The organism is Desulfovibrio faecalis, assembly GCF_053570625.1.
On record NZ_JBRBQR010000001.1, the window covers coordinates 1,750,001 to 1,772,521 of the forward strand.

The 22,521-nt window shown below is 55.3% G+C and carries 17 protein-coding genes and 2 rRNA genes (1 of these 19 running past the window's edge); 9 read left to right on the plus strand and 10 right to left on the minus strand.

From position 1 onward, the window contains the following. The 6 genes from ACUZ79_RS07860 to ACUZ79_RS07885 all read left to right on the plus strand — a co-directional run. Positions 1 to 2,857: ribosomal RNA gene (locus ACUZ79_RS07860) — 23S ribosomal RNA — on the plus strand (it extends 77 nt beyond the left edge of the window). 46 nt (positions 2,858 to 2,903) lie between these two features. After that, positions 2,904 to 3,018: ribosomal RNA gene (rrf, locus tag ACUZ79_RS07865) — 5S ribosomal RNA — on the plus strand. 269 nt (positions 3,019 to 3,287) lie between these two features. Next, positions 3,288 to 4,478 carry an IS256 family transposase gene (locus ACUZ79_RS07870; RefSeq protein ID WP_449250312.1) on the plus strand — a complete coding sequence of 397 codons (1,191 nt, stop codon included), beginning with the start codon at positions 3,288 to 3,290 and terminating at the stop codon, positions 4,476 to 4,478. 1,067 nt (positions 4,479 to 5,545) lie between these two features. Next, positions 5,546 to 6,250 (plus strand): Crp/Fnr family transcriptional regulator, encoded by a 705-nt coding sequence (locus ACUZ79_RS07875; protein WP_192113761.1) that lies wholly within the window; start codon positions 5,546 to 5,548, stop codon positions 6,248 to 6,250. Positions 6,251 to 6,490: 240 nt separating this feature from the next. Next, positions 6,491 to 8,386, plus strand: coding sequence for an anaerobic carbon-monoxide dehydrogenase catalytic subunit (cooS, locus tag ACUZ79_RS07880; protein ID WP_449251233.1), 1,896 nt, complete (start codon positions 6,491 to 6,493; stop codon positions 8,384 to 8,386). A gap of 87 nt (positions 8,387 to 8,473) precedes the next feature. After that, positions 8,474 to 9,277, plus strand: coding sequence for an ATP-binding protein (locus ACUZ79_RS07885; RefSeq protein WP_449251234.1), 804 nt, complete (start codon positions 8,474 to 8,476; stop codon positions 9,275 to 9,277). 159 nt (positions 9,278 to 9,436) lie between these two features. Here ACUZ79_RS07885 and ACUZ79_RS07890 read toward each other — a convergent pair whose 3' ends face one another. The 7 genes from ACUZ79_RS07890 to trpS all read right to left on the minus strand — a co-directional run bounded on the left by ACUZ79_RS07890 (position 9,437) and on the right by trpS (position 16,749). Continuing rightward, positions 9,437 to 11,608 carry an EAL domain-containing protein gene (locus tag ACUZ79_RS07890; RefSeq protein ID WP_449251235.1) on the minus strand — a complete coding sequence of 724 codons (2,172 nt, stop codon included), beginning with the start codon at positions 11,606 to 11,608 and terminating at the stop codon, positions 9,437 to 9,439. Positions 11,609 to 12,077: 469 nt separating this feature from the next. Then, the gene (locus ACUZ79_RS07895; protein WP_240825879.1) at positions 12,078 to 12,644 is read right to left on the minus strand and encodes a lipid-binding SYLF domain-containing protein; all 567 of its coding nucleotides are present in this window, start codon (positions 12,642 to 12,644) and stop codon (positions 12,078 to 12,080) included. Between the two features lie 48 nt (positions 12,645 to 12,692). Then, the gene (locus tag ACUZ79_RS07900) at positions 12,693 to 13,193 is read right to left on the minus strand and encodes a hypothetical protein (protein WP_449251236.1); all 501 of its coding nucleotides are present in this window, start codon (positions 13,191 to 13,193) and stop codon (positions 12,693 to 12,695) included. A gap of 548 nt (positions 13,194 to 13,741) precedes the next feature. Then, the gene (locus tag ACUZ79_RS07905) at positions 13,742 to 14,395 is read right to left on the minus strand and encodes a DUF599 domain-containing protein (protein WP_449251237.1); all 654 of its coding nucleotides are present in this window, start codon (positions 14,393 to 14,395) and stop codon (positions 13,742 to 13,744) included. Between the two features lie 195 nt (positions 14,396 to 14,590). After that, the gene (locus tag ACUZ79_RS07910; protein WP_449251238.1) at positions 14,591 to 14,992 is read right to left on the minus strand and encodes a pyridoxamine 5'-phosphate oxidase family protein; all 402 of its coding nucleotides are present in this window, start codon (positions 14,990 to 14,992) and stop codon (positions 14,591 to 14,593) included. 84 nt (positions 14,993 to 15,076) lie between these two features. Beyond that, entirely contained in the window at positions 15,077 to 15,517 is a 441-nt protein-coding gene (locus tag ACUZ79_RS07915) for a MarR family winged helix-turn-helix transcriptional regulator (RefSeq protein WP_449251239.1), read from the minus strand. A gap of 164 nt (positions 15,518 to 15,681) precedes the next feature. Beyond that, positions 15,682 to 16,749, minus strand: coding sequence for a tryptophan--tRNA ligase (gene trpS / locus ACUZ79_RS07920; RefSeq protein ID WP_209819116.1), 1,068 nt, complete (start codon positions 16,747 to 16,749; stop codon positions 15,682 to 15,684). A 363-nt stretch (positions 16,750 to 17,112) separates the two neighbouring features. Between trpS and ACUZ79_RS07925 the strand changes: the two genes are divergently transcribed. Then, positions 17,113 to 17,541, plus strand: a complete 429-nt coding sequence (locus tag ACUZ79_RS07925) for a cupin domain-containing protein (protein WP_449251241.1) — start codon at positions 17,113 to 17,115, stop codon at positions 17,539 to 17,541. A 170-nt stretch (positions 17,542 to 17,711) separates the two neighbouring features. Here ACUZ79_RS07925 and ACUZ79_RS07930 read toward each other — a convergent pair whose 3' ends face one another. From ACUZ79_RS07930 to ACUZ79_RS07940, 3 genes are read right to left on the minus strand one after another with little or no spacing between them, the layout of a single operon-like run. Further along, positions 17,712 to 18,641, minus strand: a complete 930-nt coding sequence (locus tag ACUZ79_RS07930; RefSeq protein ID WP_449251242.1) for a DMT family transporter — start codon at positions 18,639 to 18,641, stop codon at positions 17,712 to 17,714. Further along, complete coding sequence (locus ACUZ79_RS07935; RefSeq protein ID WP_449251243.1) at positions 18,604 to 19,371, minus strand: alkaline phosphatase family protein; 768 nt, start codon at positions 19,369 to 19,371, stop codon at positions 18,604 to 18,606. The genes ACUZ79_RS07930 and ACUZ79_RS07935 overlap by 38 nt, the downstream gene beginning before the upstream one ends. Next, the gene (locus ACUZ79_RS07940; RefSeq protein ID WP_449251244.1) at positions 19,371 to 20,396 is read right to left on the minus strand and encodes a hypothetical protein; all 1,026 of its coding nucleotides are present in this window, start codon (positions 20,394 to 20,396) and stop codon (positions 19,371 to 19,373) included. The genes ACUZ79_RS07935 and ACUZ79_RS07940 overlap by 1 nt, the downstream gene beginning before the upstream one ends. Positions 20,397 to 20,625: 229 nt before the next feature. Here ACUZ79_RS07940 and ACUZ79_RS07945 point away from each other — a divergent pair, with 229 nt between their 5' ends. Beyond that, on the plus strand, positions 20,626 to 21,717 hold the full coding sequence (locus tag ACUZ79_RS07945) for a glycosyltransferase (protein ID WP_449251245.1): 1,092 nt from the start codon (positions 20,626 to 20,628) through the stop codon (positions 21,715 to 21,717). Positions 21,718 to 21,902: 185 nt separating this feature from the next. Next, positions 21,903 to 22,388, plus strand: a complete 486-nt coding sequence (locus ACUZ79_RS07950; protein WP_240825867.1) for a hypothetical protein — start codon at positions 21,903 to 21,905, stop codon at positions 22,386 to 22,388. The last annotated feature ends 133 nt before the right edge of the window (positions 22,389 to 22,521 follow it).

Genomic DNA, 22,521 nt, shown 5'->3' on the forward strand with positions numbered 1-22,521 from the left:
CTCGGGGAGGAGCTAAACATCCCTTGATCCGAGGATTTCTGAATGGGGAAACCCGGCGGGAGTCATGTCCCGTCACTGGTAGACGAATACATAGTCTGCCAAGAGCCAACTCAGGGAAGTGAAACATCTCAGTACCTGAAGGAAAGGAAATCAAACGAGACTCCCTCAGTAGCGGCGAGCGAAGGGGGAATAGCCCAAACCGTGTGGATCCGTCCATGCGGGGTTGTAGGGCCGGCATACGTGATTCTGGAGTAGGCAGGGGAAGGAAGCTGGAAAGCTTCGCCAGAGCGGGTGATAGCCCCGTACCCGAAACTGAAAAGGACACAGCCGGTACCTGAGTACTGCGAGGCACGTGAAACCTCGTGGGAATCTGGGAGGACCATCTTCCAAGGCTAAGTACTAACCGACGACCGATAGTGCACCAGTACCGTGAGGGAAAGGTGAAAAGAACCCCTGTCAGGGGAGTGAAATAGAATCTGAAACCTGATGCTTACAAGCTGTGGGAGCACCCTTGTGGTGTGACCGCGTGCCTTTTGCATAATGAGTCAGCGAGTTAATCTGTACTGCAAGGTTAAGCGTAAGTGGAGCCGTAGCGAAAGCGAGTCTGATAAGGGCGTTTAGTAGTGCGGATTAGACCCGAAACCGGGTGATCTATCCATGAGCAGGTTGAAGCAAGGGTAAAACCTTGTGGAGGACCGAACCATTAACGGCTGAAAACGTTTTGGATGACTTGTGGATAGGGGTGAAAGGCCAATCAAACCCGGTGATAGCTGGTTCTCCCCGAAATATATTGAGGTATAGCCTCATGGATTGTCTACCGGAGGTAAAGCACTGACAGAGCTAGGGGTCCTACCAGATTACCAAACTCTTTCAAACTCAGAATGCCGGTCAGATGTACCATGGGAGTCAGACAGTGGGTGCTAAGGTCCATTGTCGAGAGGGTAAGAGCCCAGATCAACAGCTAAGGTCTCCAAATCTATGCTCAGTGGTTAAGGTGGTGACGTTGTAGAGACACCCAGGACGTTGGCTTAGAAGCAGCCATCGTTTAAAGAAAGCGTAATAGCTCACTGGTCTAATGACGTTGCGCCGAAAATGTAACGGGGCTAAGCATAGTACCGAAGCTTTGAATTCCACGTATGTGGTCTGGTAGGGGAGCGTTCTTCATGGGCTGAAGGTGTGTTGTAAAGCATGCTGGACTGTGGAGAAGTGATTATGCTGACATGAGTAACGATAAAACGGGTGAAAAACCCGTTCGCCGTAAACCCAAGGTTTCCTGGGTAAAGGTAATCTTCCCAGGGTTAGTCGGTCCCTAAGGTGAGGCTGAAAGGCGTAGCTGATGGGAAACGAGTTAATATTCTCGTACTTGTACATCTGTGCGATGGAGGGACGCAGAAAGGTAGACAGGCCGGGTGTTGGTTGTCCCGGTGCAAGCAGGTAGACGTGTGGTACAGGCAAATCCGTACTGCTCTACGTCGAGACGCGAGTCCGTGACCGTAAGGTCTGAAGCTGTTGAGCCTATACTGCCTAGAAAATCTTCTAAGTTTAGGATGTGCAAACCGTACCGCAAACCAACTCAGGTGGGTGGGATGAATAATCCAAGGCGCTCGAGAGAACTCTGGCCAAGGAACTCGGCAAAATAACCCCGTACCTTCGGAAGAAGGGGTGCTCCTCCGGGTGAAGTTAATTCACTTAACGAGCCTGAGGGAGCCGCAGAGAAATGGTGGTGGCGACTGTTTACTAAAAACATAGGTCTGTGCGAAGTCCTAAAGACGACGTATACGGACTGACGCCTGCCCGGTGCCGGAAGGTTAAAAGGAGAGGTCAGCGCAAGCGAAGCTTCGAATTGAAGCCCCGGTAAACGGCGGCCGTAACTATAACGGTCCTAAGGTAGCGAAATTCCTTGTCGGGTAAGTTCCGACCTGCACGAATGGCGTAACGATCTCCACACTGTCTCGGCCAGAGACTCGGTGAAATTGAAGTCGCGGTGAAAATGCCGTGTACCCGCAGAAAGACGGAAAGACCCTGTGCACCTTTACTATAGCTTGACATTGGGATTTGGAACTGCATGTGTAGGATAGGTGGGAGACTGTGAACTCTGTACGCTAGTATGGGGGGAGTCATTGTTGAAATACCACCCTTGTTTTTTCAGGTCCCTAACCCTCGACCGTTATCCGGTGAGGGAACAGTGTCTGGTGGGTAGTTTGACTGGGGCGGTCGCCTCCTAAAGAGTAACGGAGGCATGCAAAGGTTCCCTCAGGCTGATTGGAAACCAGCCGTCGAGTGCAAACGCATAAGGGAGCTTGACTGCAAGAGAGACATCTCGAGCAGGTACGAAAGTAGGTGTTAGTGATCCGGTGATCCCGAATGGAAGGGTCATCGCTCATTGGATAAAAGGTACGCCGGGGATAACAGGCTGATCGCATCCAAGAGTTCACATCGACGATGCGGTTTGGCACCTCGATGTCGGCTCATCACATCCTGGGGCTGAAGCAGGTCCCAAGGGTACGGCTGTTCGCCGTTTAAAGTGGTACGCGAGCTGGGTTTAAAACGTCGTGAGACAGTTTGGTCCCTATCTTCTGTGGGCGCTGGAGAATTGAAAGGGCCTGTCCCTAGTACGAGAGGACCGGGATGGACGCACCCCTGGTGGACCTGTTGTCGTGCCAACGGCACAGCAGGGTAGCTATGTGCGGAAGGGATAACCGCTGAAAGCATCTAAGCGGGAAGCCTGCCTTAAGATAAGTTCTCCCTGGAGCAATCCCTAAAGGGCCGAGGTAGACTACCTCGTTGATAGGCTGGAGGTGGAAGCGCCGCGAGGTGTGGAGCTGACCAGTACTAATAGCCCGTGCGGCTTGTGTTTGAAAAAAATCCTTCCGTCCCTGTCAATTAATATTTTGACAAATTTCGTTGATAGCCATGGAGGAGAGGGTACACCCGATCCCATTCCGAACTCGGAAGTTAAGCTCTCCATCGCCGATGATACTGCATAACGTCATGTGGGAAAGTAGGCCGCTGTCAACGATTGCTCCAAAGCCCCTTGCTGCTACTAGCGCAAGGGGCTTTGTCGTTTATCCCCCCCTTGCTCCTTCCTCGCGGCCTTCTCGCCTGCCAACATCCCTCCGCTTTACCGCAACGCCACCTTGGGCGTGGCCTTCTTCTTCCTTCTCCTTCTTGCTTCACAGCCGATAACGTACGGTATTTTTCGCACATTTAAAAAATGGAAGTAGCCCGCCAAGTTGGTTATGTTTTGGTGAACCACCATCAAAACACTCCATCAAGGAAGGCTACAGATGAAAATTATCAGTGAGCGTGAGAAAAGGAAAGTTCCGGTTATTGAGGTTGATGAGCAAGAATTGCGGTCGCATGTGTCCGAGGTAGTGCGCCAGAGCGTTGAGGAAACACTAAACGGCCTACTTGATGCAGAAGCGGATGCTTTATGCCAGGCCAGGCGTTATGAACGTAATGCGCAACGTGCCAGCACCCGAGCAGGTCACTATGAACGGGATTTGCAGACCAAAGCCGGAACGGTTCAGCTTAAGGTCCCCAAGCTGCGGCATGTACCGTTTGAAACCGCGATAATCGAGCGGTATCGTCGTCGTGAAAGTTCCGTGGAAGAAGCGCTGGTGGAAATGTATCTGGCGGGCGTCTCCGTACGTCGTGTGGAAGACATCACAGAAGCGCTGTGGGGCAGCCGTGTCAGTCCAAGTACCATAAGTGACTTGAATCAGAAAATTTTTGAACGTGTAGAAGAATGGCGCAATCGTCCGCTTGAACCAAGGTACCCTTATGTTTTCGTGGACGGCATCTGGCTGAAGCGCTCCTGGGGCGGGGAAGTGCAGAACGTGTCTGTTCTTGTGGCTATCGGTGTGAATACAAGCGGTTTTCGTGAAATTCTTGGTGTAGCTGAAGGCTCCCGAGAGGACAGCGAGAGCTGGCGGCAATTCCTGCGCTATTTGCGCGAGCGCGGTCTTGAGCGGGTCGACCTGATGATATCAGACAAAAGTCTTGGGTTTCTGGATGCGCTTGGAGAATTTTATCCCGATGCGAAATGGCAACGTTGCGTGGTGCACTTCTACCGTAACGTATTGCACGCAACGCCTCGCGGCAAAGCCAAGGAGGTCGCCTTGATGCTCAAGGCTATCCACGCGCAAGAAGACAAAGAAGCCGCCCGCCAGAAAGCGATTGAGGTGGTGAAAAAACTCCAGGCATTACGCCTTGATAAAGCAGCCAGGATTTTGGAATCCGGATGCGATGAAACACTTTCCTATTATGCCTTTCCCTCAACGCATTGGCGGCATATCCGGACAAATAACCCGCTTGAACGCCTGAATCGGGAAATCCGCCGACGGACACGTGTGGTAGGCAGCTTTCCGGATGGTCATGCAGCGCTCATGCTGGTATCGGCTCGCCTGCGGTATATGGCGGGTCAAAAGTGGGGAACACAACGGTACATGAATATGAAGCAAGAAGTGTTGATATAGAACCGGAGCCGTCACGCCCCTTGCAGCCGCGATATCTTTGTGGGGTATCGCTCGCAAGGCTCCGCGCCGGCTCCTCAAGACACCGCCAAAACTCACACTGACTGACAGCTACAAAATGTGCGAAAAATTCTGGACACTACCTCACAGCCTCCCTCTGCCCGAAATCCCTTGAACCTCATCGCTTGCAGTTCTGCCAGAGCCTGTCAGCCGCATTTACGCAAACCCGTCTTTTACGCCCTGAATGCGTCAGCGCCGAAATTTTGATGCTCACGTACTTGAGTACGCTGCGCTCAAAATCCCGGCGCTTCCTTTTCAGGTCGCAAAATGCGTATTTTGCAAACTCGCCCAACACCAGCACATCGCCTCCGCCTCCGCTCCGGCGAGTCTAAGGAAGGCAACGCCACAACCATCTTCTGGTCACGTCCTGCAAAAGGCAAGATGGAAAACGGCACCACAACCATTTCACATCATTCCCGCGATTGTGGCGAGACATCTTGAGCCAACGACCAGCTTTAACAGTATAATTGTTATCAGGGGAGTTGGCTGAAACGGACTTTATCCAAAGCAAATGCGCCATCTGGCATTTACGCGGCGCGGAGGGAGATCGCCTGACCGAGCGCAGCGAGGGAAGGAAGCTCCTGAAGCTACAGCCGCGTTGCCCTCGCCACACTGGGGTAATTGGTAGTCCCTCTTCGGGGTGCTTCGGGGGGGGATGCAAGGGGGGCCGAGAAGGGGGCGTAGCCCCATAACAGGCCCCGCCTTGCTGCGCGCCGCACAGGCGTCCCAAACTCCGCCGGACGGCGGAATACAGTGACCGAAGGGCAGAAAGGATTTGCTCTACAATGGGCAAAAATTGCTCTGCATCGCCTCCAAACTTCGCCGGATGGCGGAATACAGTGACCACTCAGGCGACCCAAACCTTGCCGTGTTGCGAAATCTTTGACGAATTTGCACATGGGCTATATGTTTAAATCAGTAGTGAGGGATTACTGTGGAATGACCGATCAAATTTCGTCATGCTGAGTATCCCCGTGAATCAGTGAGCATGCCGGAAGCAGGAGAATCCCATGAAGTTTACCTCAGTCAATTTGCTGGATGAACTGGCCAAGCCGGAATTCTCCTCGTTGCTTTCCGCTTTTCATGAGCGCAGTTTCCCCAAAAACAGCATGATTTTTACGCCCAGCTATGATGAAGAGCTGGAAAGTTCCCCAACGCCAGTTTCTTCAGCAGGGGAGCGGCTGACAGCCGGCAATTACGTGTTCATTGTGAGCAAGGGCCTTGTGCGCGTATATCTTGCCTATGGCGAAAAGGAATTTACCCTCGCCTTTCTCAAACCGGGCGATGTGTACGTCAGCCATTCAAGCGCGCAGGTGCAGGCTGTGGAAGATACCACAATCCTGCTGGTGGACACGCCCACGTTTAACCAGCGCATGATGTCTGTGCCGCAGTTTACGGTAACTGTTGTACGAGTGCTTGGCGGTATTCTCAAAAATACATTCAGCATTGTTGATGGCCTTGCGCTTCGCGATGTTTCTGCCCGCCTGGCTCGTCATCTTGTTTCTGCCGCGCAAGAAAGCGCTCCTGGTCCCGATGGCCGCCGCCGCGTCCGCCTGCAGCTTTCAGGCGAGATGTTGGCCCAGACCCTCGGGGCGTCCCGCCAGACCATTTCCACCTTGCTGACCGACTTGACCCGCTCCGGCATTCTGCTCAAGGAGCAGCGCGGCGTGTATTGCATTCTCGACGAAGGTCGTCTTCGCGAACTTCTGGACTAACCCGCCAAAATTTTCTTCTGCTCAGCTCTTTCCAGTTATCAATTTCAGACTTTTTTACTATTTTTTACTGTGTTCATGGTAAAAATATAATTATTTTATGCGATTAACTTGATATAAAAATCATCACCGTTCCTTTGTCGCACATCTGACAGACGCCCTTGCCTGACTGTGATACCAGTATGACAAAGATTGCGGTGCAGACTTGGCGCGCCGTGTAACCTCAAGTTTTGTGGGGCAGCTATGGAAAGCAAAAAGCGAGACATCAATGACATGTCCATATGGGATGATGCCAAAAGTATGCTGGCAAAGGCCAGAGCAGATGGCGTAGAAACTGCCTGGGACAGGCTGGATCAGCAAACGCCGCATTGCCGTTTTTGCGAGCTTGGCACCACCTGCCGCAACTGCGTCATGGGGCCGTGCCGTATCAGTGCCAAGGCCGAACCCGGCGGAAAACTTTCTCGCGGCGTGTGTGGCGCAGACGCCGATGTGATTGTGGCCCGCAACTTTGGGCGCTTCATCGCAGGCGGTTCAGCCGGGCATTCGGATCACGGGCGTGATGTGATCGAGGCCCTGGAGGCAGTGGTGGAAGGCCGTGCCCCCGGCTATCAGATTCGGGACGAGGCCAAACTGCGGCGCATTGCCGCTGAACTGGGCGTTGCGACAGAAGGGCGCGAGACGCTTGATGTGGCCTCCGATGTGGTGGATGCCTGCTACAGCGATTTTGGCAGCAGGCGCAAGGCGGTCAATTTTGTCTCCCGTGTTCCGGCCAAGCGCCGCGAGCTGTGGGAAAATCTCGACATCACTCCGCGCGGGGTTGACCGCGAAATTGCCGAAATGATGCACCGCACCCACATGGGCTGCGATAACGATGCACCCAATACCATGCTGCATGCGGCGCGCTGCGCCCTGGCTGATGGCTGGGCTGGATCCATGATTGCCACTGAGCTGTGCGACGTGCTTTTCGGTACTCCCAAACCCAAGATGTCCACCGCCAATCTTGGTGTCATCAAAAAAGACACGGTCAACATACTGGTGCACGGCCACAATCCTGTGGTGTCCGAGATGATTCTGGACGCAGCTCGCGACCCTGAAATGATCGAGCTTGCCAAAAAGAACGGAGCAACCGGCATCACAGTTGCCGGGTTGTGCTGTACCGGCAATGAGCTGCTCATGCGCCAGGGCATCCCCATGGCTGGCAACCACCTGATGACGGAGCTGGCAATCGTGACCGGCGCTGTGGAAGTTGTGGTGGTGGACTATCAGTGCATCATGCCGAGTCTGGTGCAGGTGGCTGGCTGCTACCACACCCGCTTTATCGACACAGCAGCCAAGGCGCGCTTTACCGGGGCCATCCATTTTAATTTCCATCCCGAAAATGCGAGGGAAGAAGCCCGCAAGATCGTACGCATGGCGGTGGATGCGTTCTTGGAGCGTGACCCCAAGCGTGTGGAAATCCCCGGTGAACCTGTCAATATCATGATCGGTTTCTCCAACGAGGCCATTCTTGAGGCTCTGGGCGGCTCGCTTGATCCCTTGCTGGATGCCGTCAAGGCTGGCACTGTGCGCGGGTTTGTGGGCGTGGTTGGTTGCAACAACCCCAAGATCAAGCACGACTCGGCCAACGTGGGCCTCATGAAGGCGCTTATCAAAAAAGATATTATGGTTCTGGCCACAGGTTGCGTCACCACTGCGGCGGGCAAGGCCGGGCTGCTGGTGCCCGAGGGCGCTTCCATGGCCGGGCCAGGGCTGCAAAGCCTGTGCGGAGCGCTGGGCATTCCGCCCGTGCTGCACCTCGGCAGCTGCGTGGATAACGCCCGTATTTTGCAGCTGTGCGCGCTGATCGCCAATGCTCTGGGCGTGGATATCTCCGATCTGCCTGTGGGCGCGTCCTCGCCGGAATGGTACTCTGAAAAAGCGGCGGCCATCGGTCTGTATGCCGTTGCCAGCGGCATTTACACGCATCTGGGCCTGCCGCCCAACATTCTTGGCTCGGAAAAGGTGACAGATATCGCCCTGAACGGTCTGGAACAGATTGTGGGTGCATCCTTTGTGGTGAATGACGATCCCGAAAAGGCAGCTGACCTGCTGGATGCGCGCATCCGGCTGAAGCGGCAGGGCCTTGGCCTGCAACCTTAGGCCAGCGTGTTTTGCAGGGCGGGTGGGCAATGCCTGCCCGCTCTGTGCAAAGCTCAAGGACTAATACATAAACCACAGGGGGATTGCATGAAGATTGCCGTTTCTGGCAAGGGCGGCGTGGGCAAAACCTCCATCACCGCCTGGCTTGGCGATTATCTGGCGCGGCGCGGAGAAAAAGTCTGGCTTGTGGATGCCGACACGGCGCTTTCGCTCGGGCAGGCCTCTGGTTTGGCGCGGGCTGATTTGCCGGAGGCCCTCACCCAGCGCGCCGCATTGATTGAAGAACGCATTCGCCCCGCTGGCAAGGGCGGCATGATGGACCTTGATCCGCATGTCAGCGATCTGCCCGAGGCTCTGTCAGCCCTCCTGCCTGTTGCAGGGGATGGGGGGAACACCGCTGGAGACAAACGTTTGTTGGTCATGGGGCCCTTGACCAGCGCCGGGGGCGGCTGCGCTTGTGAAAGCAACGCCCTGCTCAAGGCCCTGCTGGCGCACCTGGTGCTCGACAGGCGTGAATGGGTGTTGGTGGACATGGAGGCCGGTGTGGAGCACTTGGGCCGAGGAACCGTGGCCCATGTGGATGCCTTGCTGGTGGTATCCGAGCCGAGCATGCGCTCGCTGGAAACAGCGGCGGAGGTTGCTCGCATGGCTGGCGATCTGGGCCTGCACCGTCAGGTGCTGGTGCTGAACAAGGCTACTCCTGATCAGACAGCAGATCTGCCGCCTATAGCCGATCTGCCGCAACAACGCGTCAGCATGCCTGATCTTGAGCCGCTACGTGCACGCCAGTTGCGCTCTGGCTCTGTTCTGGGGCTGGGCGACGAAACAGAAAAAATGCTGGATAGCTTTTGCGCCAGCCTGTTGCAAAAAATCGAAGGCGAATCCGTCTGAAGAAGGTAGCGCAGGCTTTGCCCGTCACGCGGCCTTGGCCCTGTCTGACCGGGTATGATTGCGGCAGATTGGTGAGAGTTCAAGCTATTAAGTTCAGGCCCCGGTTATGCCGGGGCTTTTTGCGTGATGGGGCATGCAGAAAAAACGTCTGCTGCTGCCTTAGGCTTCCTGATCCTTCTGCTCGTTGTAGCGCAGCACAAAGTCCAGGCAGTCCGCACCAGAAAGCGGGCGGCTGAAATAATAGCCCTGAAACGTATGGTAGCCTATGCCCGTAAAAACGCGCAACTGCTGCTCGTCCTCCACGCCCTCCACCACGGTGGTTATGCGCAGGCTGCGGCTCAAATCCAGAATGCTGCGCACGATCTGCTCCTGCACGTTGCTGTTGAGGCTTTCTGTGAGGGAGCGGTCAACCTTGACCGTGGTCACGGGGAAGGCGCGGATGTAGCGCAACGATGTGTGACCCATGCCGAAATCATCAATGGCAAGGCGTACTCCAAGCACACGAAGGCGGGTAAGCAGATCGAGGGTGCGGGCGTCCGGCTCCAGAATGGAAGATTCCGTGATCTCCAGTTCAAGCTGGGTGGGGGTAAGGCCCAGACCGTGCAGCGTACTGAGCACCATTTGGGCAAAGTTGGCATTACGCAACTGGCTGGGAGTGATATTGACGGCGATCACAAGGTCATGCGGAACTGTGGGCTGCCATGCAGCGCGCAGTTTGCAGGCCTCAAGCAGAACAAATTTGCCCAGCCGGTCAATGAGGTTTGTGTCTTCGGCAAGCGCAACAATAATGGGCGGGGCCACAGGGCCATATATGGGGTGATCCCACCGCAGCAGGGCTTCCACGCCTGCCACGCGTTTTGCTGCATGGTCGCACTGTGGCTGGAATACAAGATAAAGCTGACCGTCATTGGCGTTTAGCGACCGCTCAAGGTCTGAGGCAAGCGTGTGGGCAAGGCGGCCCACTTCGCCGGGAATGTTCAGGCACTTGCGGTTGTCGGGAGACCCAGAATCGCAGCGGTTGGCAATTTGCAGCAGGCTGTGCATAACCTGTTTGCCGTGCTTTTCGCGCACTGCGTCAGAGAGAGCCACAAAGGGCAGATAGATGAGGAAGCCCAGCCCAAGGTTTATCATCTGCAAAATGGAGCCATTGATGCTGCCAGTGGCGACATAGCCGCTGACCAGCGGGGGGATGGTCCAGGCAACCCCCACCGTGGTATGCGGCACAAAGCCAATAATTGTTGCAAGGTAGGCCACTACGGTTTGTACCGCCGGCACCAGAATAAAAGGAATGGCAAAGGCGGGGTTGAGCATCAGGGGAATGCCAAAAATAAGCGGCTCATTAACGTTGCACATGGCCGGAACCAGCGCAAACAGGCAGAGTTTTTTCATACCCCAGTCGCGGCAGCGTACCAGAACGGCAAAGCATAGGGCCAGGGTGGAGCCAGAGCCGCCCATGCGCGTAAATGTATCAAAAAATATTTTTGTGAACACAAAAGGCGGCTCGTTGCCATACATTACGGCTTTGGCATTAACGAGGCCCGCAGGGGTGAGGATGTTCACATCCACCGAATTGAGCACGTTGGGGCCATGAGCGCCGAAAAACCAGAGCACTTGCGAGGTGAAGCTGTAGAGCAGGCCAAAGCCGAGGCCATTGCCGCTATGCTGAAAGGGCAGGGTAAGCAGTTTGCTTGTTGCGGCATGCAGGTCTGGTGCCCCCCATAGTGTCAGCAGAAAGCGGATAAACCCAAAGAGCAAGATTGTTAACATGGCCGCAGGCATAACCGTGACCACATCGCGGACAACCGGATCATGCCCGGCCATTTCTTCCGACAGATGAAAAATCCGGTACCGCGCCAGACGCACAAATACGGCGCTGCCCGCCATGGCCACGCACATGGCAAGCAGAAGGCCTCTGTCCATGGAAAAGCTGATGGTCCAGGAACTTGTTTCTTCTGGCGCAACAATGACAAAAAAGCAGGAGAGAACCACCAGCGAACTCAGCATGGGGCTGACTGCAGGGGCAGAGGGATTGGTCAGATTGGCCCGCATGGCGCTGGCGCCGCCCAGTGCGCAGGCCAGGGCCAGAGCGGATATGCCGAATGTGCCTGCCACAAGGGTGTCGCACGCGCGCATCCCCACGGGGCCAAGCAGGGCGTCAACGGCATTTTGCGCGGCTTCAAAGGGCAAATTGCGCAGCAGAAGGGTGAATGAGCCGATCATTATGAGCGGTAAAACAATGAACAGCCCTCGCCGTATGGCAAGAAAAAATGGCCTTCCGCTCAAATTATCAAGCAGGCACAAGAGGGATTGGGCTAGCGGTTTGCTGTTCATATGCAGAGTGTCGCTTGCAAGTCCACCTTCTACGGCTCAGTGTTATGGTCAGACTGTGAGCCGTTTGCTCGGATTCGTGTCAAAGACCCATAAAGGCACCGGCATCAGGGGTTGCCGTGCCAGCCTGCAAGCTGTCTGCAATCGCACCCGGCAAGGAGGCCCATTTGAGCGATCCTGCAATGCATGTTGGGTGACTTATTATCAACCTATGTAATATCAGGCCAAAAAACAATCAAGGGGTCAGGGATGTTAGCGGCAAAGATCGTACGATTTTCAGAAAAAAGGGAATAGGGCAGATCGGCAGGCAGTTCAGGTGGCGATTGCGCATGTAAACCTGAGCACAAAAGAGTATGGCGCATCAAGGGGGCACTATCCCAACCGCAAGCGTAAAAAACGGCGGCCTACCTTGAACCGTAAGCCGCCGTTTATGCACTTTAAAAGGCTATTTCAAGTAGAACAAAATCAGAGGCTACTTGCTCGGATGTATTTCAGTTATTTTGCTGCCCTGAATACCCAAGCCAGCCATCAGCCCCTTCTGGTTGAAGAAAAATGCGTACACCCCTGAGCGAGCCGTGGTAGTGGTAAATGATCTGGCCATTCCCTCATCCACTATAACTACGCTGGGGCCGACACCTATCTCCCATCCTCCACTGCTTTTCAGATACTTCAGGTCGTCATCCGAAAGAAAAAACAGAGCATAACCAAACTTCTGTATCCCGGCCTGCAACCCGTAGGATGCTGCCACGCTACGATAGAAGCCCTTGGTTTTGCCTCCAACCCGCAGGGCGCCTTCGCCGAATTGACCGCCAATGATAAGGCCGCCCTTGACTATATTGGGAAAGACAAGGATTCCCTTGGCCGTGCTTCCCATTTTTTTCGCCGCAGGGCTGGAAGCATATAACTGGTTCAACGCAGCAGTAACATCATAATTGATGGATGCCGCGCTGTCTGCCACGGAGGGTGCTGGAAGAGCAACGACCATGAGTGCAAGCAGGGATAAGAAGATCATCAAACGCCGAAGCATTTTCCCGTTCATTGACCATTCCCCTCATTAAATATGGCCGAATACACCAGACTTATGGAATCAACGCTTGGAACCCTGCTTGGCGCCCTGCTTGGGGGCCTTCCGTACGGCGATATCAACAACCTCAAGGTAGCTTATGCCCAGCGTATCCCCGACCTTAAGCTTTTTGAGGTTCTCAGGATTTTGCACCTTGACCACCACCACAGAACCGTTGGCGAGTTCAAGCTTGGCCAGCTCGTTGACTTTATCCATGGCAAGTATCTTGGCGGTAAAGTTCGATTCCCTTACTCCCATGCCCTGCGGCTGGGATCCGGGTTTGGCCCTGACAACAGCAGTAGCCTGTTCGTCAGCCACAGAACCAGGCTCAGCCAACCATACTGTCAGTTCACGCCCGTAGGAAATATCGACCATATCTCCTTTCTTTACGCGCCGCAGATTAACGGCTTCCTTGCTCACATGAATAATAAACAAATCACCCTGAAGGCTGCTCAAGGTTACCTTGCGCGCTTTGAGATCAACAGCTTCAACCTTTGCCACCGTGCTCTCAATCTCAGAGCTCATCACCAGCGTTTCATTTGGCTGGGCAGAAGGTTGAGGGACATTTTTGCTGCAAGCCATCAAACATATGGTCATAAGCCCTAGCACCAATCCAGAAAATACAATCTTCATGCCTTTCCCTCCCATGGTTGACTTTTCCATTTGATTACAAACATTCGTTGACAAAAAGAAAGTACCTCTTGCCTACTAAGCCGTCAATTCTATCTGACTTGCGTCAAGGTTAAAACAATGCGCATACCTAAATAAACTGCATATAAAAACTGCATGCTAGTGATAACAGTGGTGAGTACGCCGTTAATTATGCTTGCACGAAGCGTTTATATTAGGCAGTTGAATACGCTGTACTGCAAAGATGAAGATTGAAGTGAGTTATAGAAATTTGATAATGTTCTCGCACGTACTGTTATTTTTGTCAGGATGCTTTATTTACATGATTGTATTAATAAAAAATTAAAATTAATACACATATAGCTGCGTTAACTTGTACTTAAATTCAGAATTTTTTTACGAGATTATTAAGAATAGAATGGAAAGATATTTCAAGATAATATCTAACTCTCTTTGTGTTGTGGCGTTTTATCAAGAATAAAGATGATGCTGATCAGAAACGCAGTGCCAAAAATCATGAACTGCGCGCCAAAAATCCAGAAAACCAGCGGCACGGTGAAATAGAAGGCGCGCATTCCCAAATAAAAATGGTTTGCGCCCATATTCAGGTATTTTTCTGACATGCTGCCAAGCTGATCGGAATCGTGTTGGTCGGCTTCCGCGCCCAGCATAAAGGCCACATGCGTGTAGAGCCTGAGAGATGAGGCAAAGCAAAAAAAAGCCAGAAAAAAATTCAGCAAAAGGGCAAGAATCTTGAAGGCAAACATGCCCGGCTCCACAGAACCAAAAAAGTTAAGCGAGTGCCATGTATGCCTGACATTTTCCCCATTGCCTGTAAGGGAGAGCACCCCCACAGCCAGCAAAACGCTTGTTGAGGCCATGAAGGTGGAGGCCATGGTGGCGTTACGCAGGGTTTGCACGGCAAGAATGCCATTCTTTTTTTCAAGAATGGACGCCACCCACTTAACCCTTGCGGTCCGCGATATGCCGTGGATTGTGTAGCCGGGATTGGATGATTCCCTTAAACGGATGTAGAGATTATAAGCGGTGTACAGAGTCACGGAAATGCAGAAACATAAAAGATCAAAAGTATACATGCAGCCCCCGAGGGAGAAAAAGTCACTGAGCTTTTGCCCGCAATCCTGTATACCTCCGCAAGCCGATCCGAAGCAACCGATGTGCTCATAGAGGCAGGGTATGACTATTGCCGAGGCTGCACCTTCAGCCACTCATGCCAGCCACAGAGAGTACCCCTGCGTGACATGCGGAACTGAAGGTGCGTTTTTATCGTGTTAGAAGCTGAAAGACTGAGGCGGATTGCCGCTGAAATCAAACATGAAGGCCGTACCGTGATCAACGCTGAAAACCGTAAAATCAGGGTTTTCTGCCGAGCCGTAGATTGAGCGCACAAGGCCGTTGCTTTCAATGATGCGTCGCTTGATCGCCATGTCATCGTCCAGATTGGCCTGACCTTTTACACGCAGGGTTTCCATCTTGGGCGACATGCAGGCAAGTTCCAGCCGGGGATCGCTCTGCAACTGGGCAAAGGTTTCTTTTGAGCGCGCAGTGCAGAACCACAGGCGGCCATTTTCCGCAAACTGAAACTGGAAGGGCCGTACGCGGGCCGCGCCGGAATCAGAAGTGGCAAGAAAAACCGTGGTGTTGGCTGCAAGAAAATCAATAACCTTTTGCATGATGTTCTCCTTTTTGTTCTATGTCGAACTATTGTTTCACAAAAAAACATCCAAGGCACCGCGCGTTGGATGCTTTTGCGGGTATCAGAATATGGTTTTCAGGCTGATGTTGCGCAGCACTCTTTCCAGCCCTGCAACAAGGGCTTCCCTGTCGGCGTGGGGCATGTCGCCCCACACGGCTTCCAGCAGCGTCTGGGAGATGGCGTCAAAATCAGCCTTGGCAGCAAGCGCTTTGCCGGAAAGCGAAACCAGCGTAACCCGCGAATCTTCCTGCGAGGGAGATTTGGTTACGTAGCCCGCCTGCTCCAGTTTGCCGACCAGCGTGGTCACGGTGTTTTTTTGTTTGCCTATGGCCTCGGCAAGCGCGCTCATATGCATGGGGCCGCGCGTAAACAGGGCCTGCAAAATGGCGCCGTGAGATGGGGCCATGCCGCCGTGCCCTCGCTTTTCAAGCTCAGCGACAATAAGATTGTTGGCCTGCTCGCGCACCCGGCCTATGAGGGCAACAATGTGATCGGTCTTCATGTGGGGAATTTATTTCGATATAGAACTAATGTCAAGCCTGTATGCGTAGCGCACCGCAGAAGAAGCAAAAATCCCCGGCACTGCCTGCTGGCACTGCCGGGGATGGCTGGTATGGTACGGCGCACAATCATTTGCGCTTCGGGCAACCCGTCTGAGTGGGCTGTTTACTTGGATTGCAGCTTGAGGCCCGCTTCAAAGTGGTTCAGCTTCATGGCCCGGCGAACCTTTTCAAGGGTTTTGGCGGCCTTGTCATAGGCCTTTTCCGTACCTTTCTTGAGCACGTCAATGACGAAAGGAATGTCCTGTTCGTATTGCTGCCTGCGGGTGCGGATGGGGCCGAGGATCTGCTGCATGACTTCGTTGAGGAACTTCTTCACCGCCACGTCTCCAAGGCCGCCGCGCTGGTAGTGGGCCTTCATTTCGTCCAGATTGGGGTAGGGTGAATTGAACTTGGCAAAGTCTTCCGGCACGGCAAAGGCGTCCAGATAGGTGAACACGGTATTGCCCTCAATCTTGCCGGGATCGGAAGCCTTGAGGTGGCCAGGGTCGGTGAACATGCTGAAAATCTTGTCGTGAACTTCCTTCTCGGAGTCGCTCAGATAGATGCAGTTGCCGATGGACTTGCTCATCTTGGCCTTGCCGTCAATGCCGGGCAGGCGCAGGCAGGCGGCGTTCTGTTCCAGCAGGATCTGCGGTTCCACCAGGGTTTCGCCGTAGGTGCTGTTGAACTTGCGCACGATTTCCACGGTCTGTTCCAGCATGGGCTTCTGGTCTTCGCCTACCGGCACGGCGGTGGCTTCAAAAGCCGTGATGTCTGCCGCCTGGCTGATGGGGTAGGTGAAGAATCCCACGGGGATGCTCTGCTCAAAATTTTTCTGGGCAATCTCTGCCTTGACCGTGGGGTTGCGCTGGAGGCGCGACACGGTGACAAGGTTCATGTAGTGGAAGCTCAGTTCATAAAGCTGCGGCAACTGGGACTGAATGAAGATGGAGGACTTTTCCGGGTCAATGCCGCAGGCAAGGTAGTCCAACGCCACTTCAAGAATGTTGTTGCGCACTTTTTCAGGATTGTCGGCATTGTCGGTCAGAGCCTGCGCATCGGCCAGCATGATGTAGATTTCATCAAATTTGCCAGAATTTTGCAGCAAAACGCGCTGCTTGAGCGATCCGGCGAAGTGTCCGATGTGCAGCTTACCCGTGGGGCGATCCCCGGTCAGAATGATATTGCTCATAATGTTCTGCGTATGCCCTGGGCAAGGGCATCAGGAACGCAGCCTCCATGCGTGAATTTTTTGCTGTACGGAGCGGGCTTGCTCCATAAATATGCAACCGTGCCGCCATGTTTGCACATTCGGCAGGGCGTAGGCTTTTGCCTATACACCAAGCATGCGCAGGCCACAAGGGGCAAGGCCTGTAAGGGTGACAGTATGGCGCTTTGATTGGGAAATTATTCACTTGCGGGCGGTATTGAGCGGGCGTATGGTCAGGCCGTCAGCAGCAGTTTGCCGCCTGCGTGCCGATATGTGTTTATTGTTCTTTGATTCCATTGCGTTATATGCATTTATAGAGTGTGTTCATGTAACGGGAGTGTGATCATGAAAAAGATGCTTTTTGCCGCAGCGCTGTGTTCACTGGTATTTGCCGGAACGGCTCTTGCGGGCGAACCGCAGCTCTACCCAAAGGATTCCTTGAAAACCTGGAACCGCGATAACGTGGCGGGCGGTCAGGGAACCTTGTTTGGTCAGTTCGGCTTTACCCGCAACGACGCCTCCAAGGACATGGTCATCAAGGAAATCGGCTGGATGACTTTGCAACCGGGCGCTTCCATTGGCATGCACAAGCATGAAAACAATGAAGACGCCTACATCATCGTTTCCGGCGAGGGCGTGTTCACCGACAGCGCGGGCAAGGAAACTCCGGTGAAAGGCGGCGACATCACCATCGCCCGTCCTGGCGATGCTCATGCGCTCAAATGCAGCGGTAGCGTACCGCTGGTATTTCTGGATGTGATCGGTCAGCACTAATACTTCAATCTGTCAGGGCAAGATCAGCCCGATAAATATACCCCATCAGGCAAACAAAGCACGGCAGTCCGTACGCTGCTTCTTTGAAAGTCTGATGGGGTTTGTATTTGGTGGACGAGGTTGTATTTGGTGGCTTGGGGTGTCAGCGCAATGGCATCCAGCGATCCGCACTATTCGCTGGTTTTGTCAGTGGTCAGCAGAAATACCGCACTGAGAACCAGCGCGCCGCCCAACCAGCCGGACGCGCTGAAACTTTCATTCCAGAACAGCCAGACCCAAAGAGTGCCGAGCACCGGCTCCAGATGGCAGGTAACTGCTGCCCGCACAAGGCTGATGCGTTTCAACCCTTGCCCGTAGCAGATGTAGGCCATGTAGCAGGTGAGCAGCCCCAGGGCGAACAGCCAACCCCATGTGTCCGGGGCGTGATCCACATGCACCGGGCCGCTGAAGCCCAGAGCCACCACACCACCCAGCAGCATGAAGCCATAAATACTGGCTGTGGAATAACGGCGTTGCCACCAGCGGTAAAAGGGATAGTGCGTGGCATAGCACAGGCCGGAGAGCAGGCCAAAGCCAATGCCCTCAAGGGATGTTTCGCCTGGCAGGCTGCCGCCGGAAAAACAGACCAGCGCCGTGCCGGAAAGGGCAATGAGCACGGCCAGCGCCTTGCGCCGTGTTATGTGTTCGCCAAACAAAAAGCGCGAAAAAACAGCCACCCACACCGGGGCAGTATACAGCAGCACCACGGCGGTTGCGCCGCCGCTGAGCTTGATGGCCATTTGCATGGCACCGAAAAACACCCCAACGCCCCATGCGCCAAAAAGCATAAACGTCAGGGCATGGCGTAAGGGAATGCGCAGCCCCCCGGTCAAAGCGGCGTGCGCCAAAAAGAAAGCGCAGCCTATGGCCGCCCGCCAAAAGGCCGTTTCAAGCGGCAATACGCCCGCATACTGGCAAAACTTGGAAACAACACCCAGCAGCGACCACAGCAGGGCCGCCAGCAAAATCCATACATAGCCGTTAAACATGTTCTGTCGCATGAGCTTGGTGGAGGTGCAGGGGTTATTCAATGCCGAGCGCACGGCATACAAGCCCTGCAATCTGCGTCTGATCTGTGGGCAACGGGGTGTTTTTAAATCCTTCGCCCGTCAGCCACAGGGGAACCCGCCGGGTGGCTTCGCTGTTGTCGTTGTGGCTGCCGTCATCGTCCATGCCGTGATCGCTGGTGACCAGAACCGCATAGCCTGCCGCCGTCCATTCCGGCAGCCAGCGGGCCAGCAGCCCATCGGCCCTGCGGGCGGCATCCCGGTATTTCTTGCTGTCTGCGCCGTGCAGATGGCCTGCGTTGTCAATGCCCATGCTGTGCGCCAGCAGCAGATGCGGTTCATGGCGCCGCCGCAGGCAGGCCGCATCGTGAAAAATCTCATCGTCCGGGTAGGCATCGGTGCAGTAAAACAGGCCGTGGGCAATGGGCAGGGCCGCATCGTCTGTAATACGGTCGCGCCCCGGCTCAAAGGGGGCCACGTTGCACAATTCGCTCATCCAGTGGTAGGCAGCGGCGGCGGTGGTCAGGCCTGCGGCCTGCGCGCGGCTGAAAATGGTTGGCGCGGGGCAGAGCCGGGCATCATCATTATGCATAATGCCGCTTTGCGCCGGGCGCAGACCTGTGAGCAGTGTGGCGTAAATGGGGCGGGAGAGCGGCGGCAGTTCGCCTTGCAACTCCGTATGGCGTGCCAGCCCCGCATCGGCGAGCGACTGCATGTAACTCATGCAGCGGCGGGCCGTGGCGGCGGCAAGGCCATCAAGCAGCACAAAGACCACGCGCTGCATCACCAGTCCCCTTTGCCTGCCGGGCGAGGGCCGAAATCAAGGCCGGGGGCTTGCTCTCGCAGTTGGGCGGCGGTGAGCCCGCGCACTGCGTAATTGCCCGTCAGCCACGCCAGAAAATCATAAATTTTTGTGTACAGGGCATCGGCGGCTTTTTGATCGGGGATATTGGGCGAGCCGCCGGCCAGCATTTCTGACGAATGCCAGAACAGGCTCAAAACCCGTCCGCCGCGTGCCATGTGCAGGCGCGTAGCCGCCCGCATGACGGCGGTGCTGTGCCATACCGGGTTGGGGCTCAATGCTCCCCAGAAATGAAAGGAATCGGTCCAGGCCGCGCCTTTGGCGCAACCATGCCACAGCCGGGCCAGCGTGCGCGAAAGCGGAATCTGTGTGACCGGCGACTCCAGCAGGCCGGGGGCGTCCTCAAGCCAGTACGGGTCGGAGGGCGCAAGGAAATGATCCGGCCCGTCATGGAAAACACGCAAGGGGCACACCGAACTGTCAAAGGTGATGCCTTCCTCCGCCAGCAGGGGGCGAACAGTGGATTTGAGATCCCAGCGTCCCATGCGGAAGCTGGTCAGATCCGCGCCCTGGAATTCGCGTCCGGCATCCAGCAGGGTACGCAGGCGCTGGCGCAGCAATTCTCGCGGCAGGCGGTCTGTGCGGGTGGGCGGCCCCTGTTTTTCCGGGGCGGGCTGGGTCGTGTCGTCCCCAAGCGGTGGCGTGCTCCAGTGGTGCAGGTGCGCGGCTATTTCCGCATCGCAGTGGTCGCGCATCCAGGCCAGATGGGAACAGGCCTCGGCATTGGCAAAAACCGTGTGCGCGCAAAACAGCGTGAGCGGGAAGCCCAGCTCACTGGTGAGGGGGGCAAGCCTGCGCAGCAGGGCCACATTGCGCACGCCGCAACCTCTCGCCGCATAATTGCCGGAAAATAGCCCCTCTTCTTCCACATCAAGGCTCACAATCACCCGCAGGGCGGGTTTGTCAGCCTGATTATTAAAGGATGTGTCATTGGTGCAGTCAGTCATTCCTTAACTGTAAGCCCAAGCAGGGCGCATGGCAATCATGGGCGCTCTCGAGCCGCTCACCTGGGGGGCCTGCCTCAGGCGGTATAAAAAATTGCGTGTATTTTAAGTGTAATATTAGGTGGTGGCTTGGGCGGTCTTGCAAAACCGGGCGGAATGCATACAATAATGCATACGGCTGTTCGGCTTTTGCGCCGCAACTTTCAGCCGTCCGGTTATCTGAAGGAGAAGCATGACCATCCCACAGCGCATCCTCTTCTTTATGGAGGATCTTTGTTATGGCGGAACGCAACGCCAGACCCTTGAACTGGCCCGCCGCCTGGACCGCACACGTTTTACGCCGGTCATGCTTACGCTCACTGGCCCCACTGACCTGGATGAAGCCGCGCGGGATGCGGGCATAGAGCTGCACCACATGGGGCATGACCGCAAGGTGCCGCCCCTGTTTTTTGCCGCCCTGTATTCAAAGCTGCGCAGGTTGCAGCCAGATGTCATCGTGCCTTGCACGGCCCTACCCAATATCTGGGGGCGCATCTGGGGGCGGCTGGGCTGGCTTGGCGAAAAAAAAGCCCCGCGTATTGTGGGAACCTGCCGTGGCGGCGGCGGCCCCAAGCGACAGCATGAACGCTGGCTTTGGCGGCTTACGGATCATATGATCTGCAATTCCGAAGCACTGCATGAAATTTTGTTGTATTTCGGCTTGCCGCAATCCCGTTTGAGTTACATCCCCAACGGGGTGGATACGGAATTTTTTGCGCCGTCCGGGGCTGCGCCCTCGGCTCGTGCCCCCGGGATCGTCTGCGTGGCGCGCCTTGCGGGCGACAAGGATCACCTGACCCTCTTGCGCGCCTTTGAGATTGTGCTGCAACGCTACCCCTCGGCGCGTTTGCGCATTGTGGGGGATGGCCCGGAAGAAGCCAATCTGCACCAGTGGGCCAAGGATCATGCCGCCGGAAGCAACGTGGACTTTATCCCCGGTGGGCTTGATATGCGCGGGCACTATGCAGCTGGACGTATCTTCGCACTGTCATCCGTGCGCGAAGGCCAGCCCAATGTGATCCTTGAGGCCATGGCCTGCGGCCTGCCTGTGTGCGCTACATCTGTTGGCGGCATTCCCCGGCTGGTGGAAAACGGCCAGAATGGCCTGCTTTCGCATGCTGGCGATGTGGCGGCCCTGGCGGAGAACTGCTGCCGTCTGCTTGAAGACGGCGCATTGTGCGATGCCATGGGGCAGGCCGGGCGTTTGCGCGTGGAGCGGGATTTTTCCTTCACTGCCATGGTGGAGGCGCATCAGGCCGTTTTTGCCGGCTTGCGCCGCAACTGACGGCTGAACTTGTCAATCAGTCTTCTGCCCAAGTGCGGAAGGCGCAGGTATATATGGAATTAGATCAAAATTCACTGCGTGTATGCTCCAGGGCTGCACAGGCAACGCGGGCAATACGGCTCAGGCGCGCGCGGCTGAAATATGCAGTTTTGTGTCTTGCGGCGCTTTGCGTTTGCTTTTGCCTGATGACCGTGGGTGTTTTTGCGGCTCGCGCTGCCGAAGTTCAAACCACGCAGGACCAAAATCCCGGCTCCCAGGTGGAACAGCACGGCGAACAGAAAAGTACGCCCCCTACTGCCGGAGGCACAGCCACGGCAACGCCGTCTGCTGCCAACGCCCCTGTGGAAGTGCGCGAACTCTGGACAGGCTCGCTCTATTCATCAACATACCGTGTGGGCGTGTGTGTTTCCGCTCAGGGCACGGTGCGCGGCGTGGTGCACCTGCGTCTGTACAACGGCAAGGTTGACGTGTACCACATAGATGGAACGGTGCGTAACAATGATATTGAGGCGCACCATTCATCCGGGCATTCATTCAAGGGGCGTCTTGCTTCTGCCGAAAAAGTCGAGGGCGTCATCAGCCTGAAGAACGGCATGAACGTACGTCTGGAGGGCAAGCGCATCCACGATGCGCCGCTTGCGCCGGAAGACTGCGCCCCCTTGCCCCAATAGAATTTGAGCTGGGACAGGGCGTTTTTACGTCCTGCTCCGGCATGGCTTGCCTGAATACGCGGTTGCTGCAAGCGCTGCAAAGGGTCATGCCCTTGCTGCCGATTGCTGATCCATTCAACAATAACATGAAGGA

Bases quoted from the DNA above. Each gene is read 5' to 3' on its own strand.
- trpS (WP_209819116.1), bottom strand. From the start codon at position 16,749: ATGAGCAATATCATTCTGACCGGGGATCGCCCCACGGGTAAGCTGCAC.
- ACUZ79_RS07910 (WP_449251238.1), bottom strand. From the start codon at position 14,992: ATGCAAAAGGTTATTGATTTTCTTGCAGCCAACACCACGGTTTTTCTT.
- cooS (WP_449251233.1), top strand. From the start codon at position 6,491: ATGGAAAGCAAAAAGCGAGACATCAATGACATGTCCATATGGGATGAT.
- ACUZ79_RS07895 (WP_240825879.1), bottom strand. From the start codon at position 12,644: ATGAACGGGAAAATGCTTCGGCGTTTGATGATCTTCTTATCCCTGCTT.
- ACUZ79_RS07940 (WP_449251244.1), bottom strand. From the start codon at position 20,396: ATGACTGACTGCACCAATGACACATCCTTTAATAATCAGGCTGACAAA.
- ACUZ79_RS07885 (WP_449251234.1), top strand. From the start codon at position 8,474: ATGAAGATTGCCGTTTCTGGCAAGGGCGGCGTGGGCAAAACCTCCATC.
- ACUZ79_RS07905 (WP_449251237.1), bottom strand. From the start codon at position 14,395: ATGTATACTTTTGATCTTTTATGTTTCTGCATTTCCGTGACTCTGTAC.
- ACUZ79_RS07875 (WP_192113761.1), top strand. From the start codon at position 5,546: ATGAAGTTTACCTCAGTCAATTTGCTGGATGAACTGGCCAAGCCGGAA.
- ACUZ79_RS07945 (WP_449251245.1), top strand. From the start codon at position 20,626: ATGACCATCCCACAGCGCATCCTCTTCTTTATGGAGGATCTTTGTTAT.
- ACUZ79_RS07900 (WP_449251236.1), bottom strand. From the start codon at position 13,193: ATGAGCTCTGAGATTGAGAGCACGGTGGCAAAGGTTGAAGCTGTTGAT.
- ACUZ79_RS07935 (WP_449251243.1), bottom strand. From the start codon at position 19,371: ATGCAGCGCGTGGTCTTTGTGCTGCTTGATGGCCTTGCCGCCGCCACG.
- ACUZ79_RS07950 (WP_240825867.1), top strand. From the start codon at position 21,903: ATGACCGTGGGTGTTTTTGCGGCTCGCGCTGCCGAAGTTCAAACCACG.
- ACUZ79_RS07915 (WP_449251239.1), bottom strand. From the start codon at position 15,517: ATGAAGACCGATCACATTGTTGCCCTCATAGGCCGGGTGCGCGAGCAG.
- ACUZ79_RS07925 (WP_449251241.1), top strand. From the start codon at position 17,113: ATGAAAAAGATGCTTTTTGCCGCAGCGCTGTGTTCACTGGTATTTGCC.
- ACUZ79_RS07890 (WP_449251235.1), bottom strand. From the start codon at position 11,608: ATGAACAGCAAACCGCTAGCCCAATCCCTCTTGTGCCTGCTTGATAAT.
- ACUZ79_RS07870 (WP_449250312.1), top strand. From the start codon at position 3,288: ATGAAAATTATCAGTGAGCGTGAGAAAAGGAAAGTTCCGGTTATTGAG.